Consider the following 6,343-nt stretch of genomic DNA (forward strand, 5'->3'; position numbering starts at 1 on the left):
ATTTATGATCAAAATCAGTAAATAGTTTAGACAATAGGAAATGGAAATGACAAAAGTATGGCTTCCGCCACACTAGGTGATCATTCCTCTCTTACACCTGAAGTCCTTGCTTATACATTAAATCAGATGCGCCGTTTTGCTTCTTTGCAAACTCTGTTAATTTATGGACTCAGTGGACCAATTATCGCCCTCAATATCTGGCTACTGTCTGTATTATTCCATTTTTTCCAAAATCCAATTACTATTCTTAGCATTGCGGCAATTCTGGCTTTTCTATTGAATTACCCGGTGAAGTTACTTGAGAAAGTGCGAATTACCCGCACTCAAGCAGTAATTATTGTTTTACTGCTGACCTTAACTTTGTTTATTGTTTTGGGTGTTACCCTCGTACCAATGGTCATTGACCAAACCATTCAATTGTTAAATAAGATTCCTGATTGGTTAGCGACTAGTCAAGCTAATTTGGATCACTTAGAAAGTTTAGCAAAGCAGCGACGATTATCTATAGATTTAAAGCTGGTAACAAACCAAATAAATGCTAATATTCAGAATTTAGTACAGCAAATAGCTTCAGGGGCGGTAGGATTTGCCGGCACACTGTTATCAGGAATACTGAACGTAGTATTGGTCATTGTTCTCGCTTTTTATATGCTCATATATGGCGATCGGGTTTGGTTTGGTTTAGTTAACATCCTCCCGTCTAATACTGGTATTCCTTTTAGCCGCTCATTACAGTTAAACTTCCAAAACTTTTTTTTGAGCCAATTATTGCTAGGACTATTTATGATCGTAGCCCTGACACCGATTTTCTTATTTCTGAAAGTTCCATTTGCCCTGTTGTTTGCTATTATTATCGGTATTTCTGGGCTTATTCCCGTTGTTGGTGCAACTTTAGGCATTGGTTTAGTCACATTGTTGGTATTAATCCAAAATTGGTGGTTAGCCTTTCCAGTCGCTACAATGGCAATTATCATGCAACAAATTAAAGACAATTTGTTAGCACCAAAATTGATGGGCAATTTTATTGGACTTAACCCTTTATGGATTTTTATCGCTATTTTAATGGGATTTGAAATTGCTGGATTATTAGGAACACTTGTTGCTGTACCAATTGCGGGAACTATCAAAGGCACTTTCGATGCCATTAAAGGCAGTGATCACAGTGATTTTGTCTCTAGTTTTCGGGCTAATTACGGCTCAGAATTTGAAGAAGATAAATAAATTGGTCAGTGGTCAGTTATCAGTTGTCATTGAGAAAATTCTTTTTTCTTCTTTCTTCTGAACTACTGAACTCCTGAACTACTGATAGCGCAGCGTGGCGTTAGCCATACTTCTGACTTCTGACTCCTGACTCCTGACTCCGAACTCCGAACTCCTGACTCCTGGTATATTAAATTTTGAACTAAATGGATGCAGTCGAACTATTAGAAACAATTACACACCTCATTGAGCAAGCTGAAAAAGGGGAAATTGACCCTTGGGACGTGCGAGTTATTGAGGTGATTGACCATTACTTAGAATTGATGGCTCCAGAAGCAAGAACTATCAGAGGCTATGAAAGTGACTTGTCTCAATCTGGACAGGCTTTTTTATCAGCATCAATGCTCGTATTATTTAAAGCTAATACATTAATGCAATTATCAGCAGTATATAATAACTCAGAAGAAGTTGTAGATGATACACTATTAGAAATTGAGGATAGATTGTTATATCCAGCCCATCGTTTGCAACTGGAGCAACACTTACGCCGTCGTCCGGCAGCTATGCCACCCCCAAAACGGCGGGTAACTTTACAAGAGTTAATAGACCAGTTACAAATTATGGCCAGCCAACTAAAGCTGGTAGAAACAGTAGATAAACCTAAGCGACTGAAACGTCAACCTAGTGTGCAAACTATGAGGGAAGCCCTAGAGTTAGCACACCAGGAAAATCTAACGGAAGTCGCACTAGAACTAGAGCAAGTATTAAATTATGCTGCTAAAGGGCAAAATTTAGAGGAACAATGCTGGAATTTAGAACAACTGATAGATTTGTGGATAAAGACAAAACAACTAGAGAAAAAAGCTTCTCATCATGAATCAGAACACGGTGACATAGTTAGCGTTTTTTGGGCGTTATTACTGCTATCGGCTCAATCTAAGGTAGAACTATTTCAACAAGAATTTTACCAAGAAATTCAAATCCGCCTACTTACTTAAAGGCAGGGGGCAGGGGGCAGGGAGCAGGGGGAATATTTCTTCCCAATGACCAATGACTAATGACAAAGGAAATAAAATTTTATGAAAGCGATGATTCTTGCGGCGGGAAAAGGTACTCGTATCCGTCCCATTACGTATACAATTCCCAAACCGATGATTCCTATACTGCAAAAGCCGGTTATGGAATTTTTGCTGGAGTTATTACGTCAACATGGCTTTGACGAAATTATGGTCAATGTCAGCCATTTGGCGGAGGAAATAGAAAGTTATTTCCGAGATGGTCAGCGGTTTGGAGTGCAGATTGCCTATTCTTTTGAAGGTAAAATTGATGATGACGGTAAACTCGTCGGTGAGGCTATTGGTTCGGCTGGGGGTATGCGTCGGATTCAAGATTTTTCCCCATTTTTTGACGATACATTTGTAGTGTTGTGTGGTGATGCTTTAATTGATTTAGATTTAACTGCGGCGGTAAAGTGGCATAAATCCAAAGGGGCGATCGCTACTATTATCACCAAATCAGTTCCCAAGGAAGAAGTTTCTAGTTATGGTGTGGTAGTCACGGACGACGATAATCGTATTCAAGCTTTCCAAGAAAAACCAACTGTTGAAGAAGCTCTTAGCACGAATATTAATACAGGTATTTATATTTTTGAGCCGGAAGTGTTCAAGTATATACCCTCTGGCATGGAGTATGACATTGGTGGCCAGTTATTTCCCCAACTGGTGGCAGATAATGCCCCTTTTTATGCCATCCCTATGGATTTTGAATGGGTAGATATTGGTAAAGTTCCCGATTATTGGCGAGCAATTCGTGGTGTTTTATCAGGGGAAATTAAAAATGTGCAAATCCCTGGACATGAAGTTTTGCCAGGTATTTTTACTGGGTTAAATGTATCTGTAAATTGGGACAAAGTAGATATTACTGGCCCTGTTTATATTGGGGGAATGACTAAAATTGAAGATGGGGCAAAAATTATTGGTCCAGCGATGATTGGTCCAAATTGTTGGATTTGCAGTGGTGCGACTGTAGATAACAGTGTGATTTTTGAATGGTCGCGGTTAGCTCCAGGTGTGCGTTTGGTAGATAAGCTGGTGTTTGGACGTTATTGTGTAGATAAGACGGGAGCATCAATTGATGTCCAAGCTGCAGCTTTGGATTGGTTGATTACTGATGCTCGTCAAACTCCACCTTCACAAACGCCTTTAGAACACCAAGCGATCGCCGAATTATTGGGAACAAATTCAATTTAGTCAGTTGTCAGTTGTCATTGGAACTATTGCTTCATTCTTAATTCTTCATTCTTCTGACTCCTGACTCCTGACTCCTGACCATTAACTATTCAAGTAAGTATACCGTTGTAAACTTTGCTCGTAAGTTTGTAGTAGTCGTTGTGACTCTGCTATAGTGATATGCTGCTCTTCTAAAGCTCGTTCACAACGTTGGCGAATGTTTTCTATCATGTCTTCAGAATCATACTGGACATAGCTTAAAACTTCACTCATGGTATCGCCCTTGACAACGTGTTCAATTTGATAACCTTTGGGAGTTAAATTGATGTGAACAGCGTTAGTATCACCAAAGAGGTTATGTAAATTCCCCATAATTTCCTGGTACGCTCCATTTAGGAACATTCCTAGATAATAGGGTTTTCCTTGCTCAAATTTGTGCAGTTCTAAAACCGATTTGACATCCCGTAAATCTATAAAGCGGTCTATTTTCCCATCACTGTCACAGGTTAAATCCGCTAAAATTCCTCTGCGGGTTGGTTCTTCATCAAGGCGATGTATGGGCATAATGGGAAATAGTTGATCTATCGCCCAACAATCTGGTGCTGATTGAAACACAGAAAGATTGATGTAGTAAATGGAAGCCATGATTTTTTCCAGGTCTTCCAACTCATCAGGTACGTATTCTTCCTGACGGATGAGAGTTAAAACTTTTTGACAACAAGCCCAGTAAAGACGCTCGGCTTTAGCGCGTTCGTTGAGGCGCAAAATTCCTAAGTTGAAACGACTGATGGCTTCTTCTTTAAATTGAGCAGCATCGTGATAGAACTCTTGGTAGTTTTCTTTGTTGATAGATTGGTAGGTTTCCCAGAGATATTTAATGATTGGGGATTCTCCTTCTTGGGGAGGAGAAGGAGGATCAAGGGGGACATCACTGGTGCTGAGAACATCAAAGATTAAAACCGATTGGTGGGAAGAAATCGCCCGACCACTTTCACTAACTAATGTTGGTACGGGAATATGCTTTTCATCACAGGTGTCTTTTAACTCTGCTACGATGTCGTTAGCATAGTTTTGCATATTGTAGTTTTTCGAGGTGTAGAAATTGGTTTGAGAGCCATCGTAATCTACACCTAAGCCACCACCAACGTCTAAATACTTCATATCTGCCCCTAACATTGCCAATTCTACATAAATGCGGCTGGCTTCTTGGATGGCATCTTTAATGACATTGATCGCGGAGATTTGAGAACCAATGTGGAAGTGTAATAATTGCAAAGAACTGAGTAAGTTAGCTGCACCTAATTTTTCCACCGCTTCCATAATTTCGGGAATTGTCAAGCCAAATTTCGCGCGATCGCCTGTGGAAGTTCCCCAACGTCCCATTCCTTGGGTGCTTAATTTCGCTCTTACTCCTAAGATAGGCTTAATGCCTAATTGACGACTAGCCGCAATGGCTAAATCTACCTCTTCAATTTGCTCGAGGACGATAACTGGTGTTTGTCCTAGTCTTTGGGCTAACATCGCTGTTTCGATGTATTCCCGGTCTTTGTAGCCGTTGCAAATTAACAATGATCCTGGTGTATCCAACAAAGCCAGAGCAATCATTAATTCTGGCTTAGAACCTGCTTCTAAACCAAATTGATGAGGTTTACCAAACCGAACTAGATCTTCGATTAGGTGGCGTTGTTGATTACACTTAACGGGAAATACTCCCCGATATACACCAGGATAGTTATAGCGAGCGATCGCCTTCGCAAAACAAGCATTTAACCGCTCAATTCGGTCTTCCAAAATATCAGAAAACCGGATTAACATCGGTAGACCTAAATTACGCTGCTTTAAAGCATTTACCAACTCAAACAAATCTAATGACCCACCGCGTTCCCCCTTGGGAGAAACAGTGACATGACCAGCCGCATTAATTGAAAAATAAGGCTGTCCCCAACCTTCAATGCGGTAAAGGTCTTCACTGTTCTCAATTTTCCAAGGCACAGGTAAATCTCCTGTAATTGTACTAGGTACTAACAGTTGTTTCTGTTTTTTGTTTTTCAATTCGCCTTTATGCCCATTAGATGGCACTTTCACAATCTCATCAGCGGTTGACTCGACACCCATTTCTTCCTGACCTCTGTATTGCGCCCACGAAATAACAATTTAACAAAATAGTTTGGTAACGGATATACAACTAGAAATAATTTCTGATTAAGGATTAGTAATTAGGTCTAGGAGTCAGGAGTCAGAAGGCAGAATTATCAGGAGATCAGAATAGTCTTGACTAGAAAGAAAAGAAGACTATGTTTTCCTAATTACCTGATCTGTGCAAATTTTTCGGGAAAATTCGCAAGACTACTAGACAAAAGACATCAAGACAACTGATAATTAACCCATCAAAATTAGATTATGTTTTTGGAGACAGATTTGGAACGCACTTTTTTAGCAATCAAACCTGATGGAGTCCAGCGCGGGTTGGTGGGTGAAATTATCCGTCGCTTTGAAACAAAAGGCTTTACCCTCGTTGGCTTAAAGTTTCAACAAGTCAGCCGGGAATTAGCTGAACAGCATTATGGTGTTCACCGGGAAAGACCCTTTTTCCCTACTTTGGTAGAATTTATCACTTCTGGACCTGTTGTAGCGATGGTTTGGGAAGGTGATGGTGTAATTGCTTCTGCCAGAAAAATTATTGGTGCAACAAACCCCTTAAGCTCAGAACCAGGAACAATTCGTGGCGATTTTGGTATTAATATTGGTCGCAACTTGATCCACGGTTCTGATGCCCCTCAAACGGCACAAAATGAAATCGCCCTGTGGTTTAAGGATGAGGAATTAGTTGCTTGGCAACCTCATTCTACACCTTGGTTAAATGAGTAGTTAGGCAAGAGGCAAGAGGCAAGAGGCAAGAGGCAAGAGGCAAGAGG

General features: G+C 40.4%; 5 protein-coding genes. 4 read left to right on the forward strand and 1 reads right to left on the reverse strand.

The window, feature by feature from the left end; all coding sequences use genetic code 11:
• Positions 1–126 precede the first annotated feature (126 nt).
• The 3 genes from PN471_RS22200 to PN471_RS22210 all read left to right on the forward strand — a co-directional run bounded on the left by PN471_RS22200 (position 127) and on the right by PN471_RS22210 (position 3,449).
• Entirely contained in the window at positions 127–1,221 is a 1,095-nt protein-coding gene (locus PN471_RS22200) for an AI-2E family transporter (RefSeq protein ID WP_271778676.1), read from the forward strand.
• Positions 1,222–1,406: 185 nt separating this feature from the next.
• Positions 1,407–2,198: a segregation/condensation protein A gene (locus PN471_RS22205; protein WP_271778673.1), complete on the forward strand. Its 792-nt coding sequence runs from the start codon at positions 1,407–1,409 to the stop codon at positions 2,196–2,198.
• A gap of 81 nt (positions 2,199–2,279) precedes the next feature.
• Positions 2,280–3,449: an NDP-sugar synthase gene (locus PN471_RS22210; protein ID WP_271778674.1), complete on the forward strand. Its 1,170-nt coding sequence runs from the start codon at positions 2,280–2,282 to the stop codon at positions 3,447–3,449.
• A gap of 81 nt (positions 3,450–3,530) precedes the next feature.
• Here the strand turns inward: PN471_RS22210 and speA are convergent, their stop codons facing one another.
• Entirely contained in the window at positions 3,531–5,543 is a 2,013-nt protein-coding gene (gene speA, locus PN471_RS22215; RefSeq protein WP_271778675.1) for a biosynthetic arginine decarboxylase, read from the reverse strand.
• Positions 5,544–5,846: 303 nt separating this feature from the next.
• Here speA and ndk point away from each other — a divergent pair, with 303 nt between their 5' ends.
• Positions 5,847–6,296: a nucleoside-diphosphate kinase gene (gene ndk, locus PN471_RS22220; protein ID WP_271778677.1), complete on the forward strand. Its 450-nt coding sequence runs from the start codon at positions 5,847–5,849 to the stop codon at positions 6,294–6,296.
• Positions 6,297–6,343 lie beyond the last annotated feature (47 nt).

The organism is Aphanizomenon sp. CS-733/32, assembly GCF_028330045.1.
In the GTDB taxonomy this organism is placed as follows: domain Bacteria; phylum Cyanobacteriota; class Cyanobacteriia; order Cyanobacteriales; family Nostocaceae; genus Dolichospermum; species Dolichospermum gracile.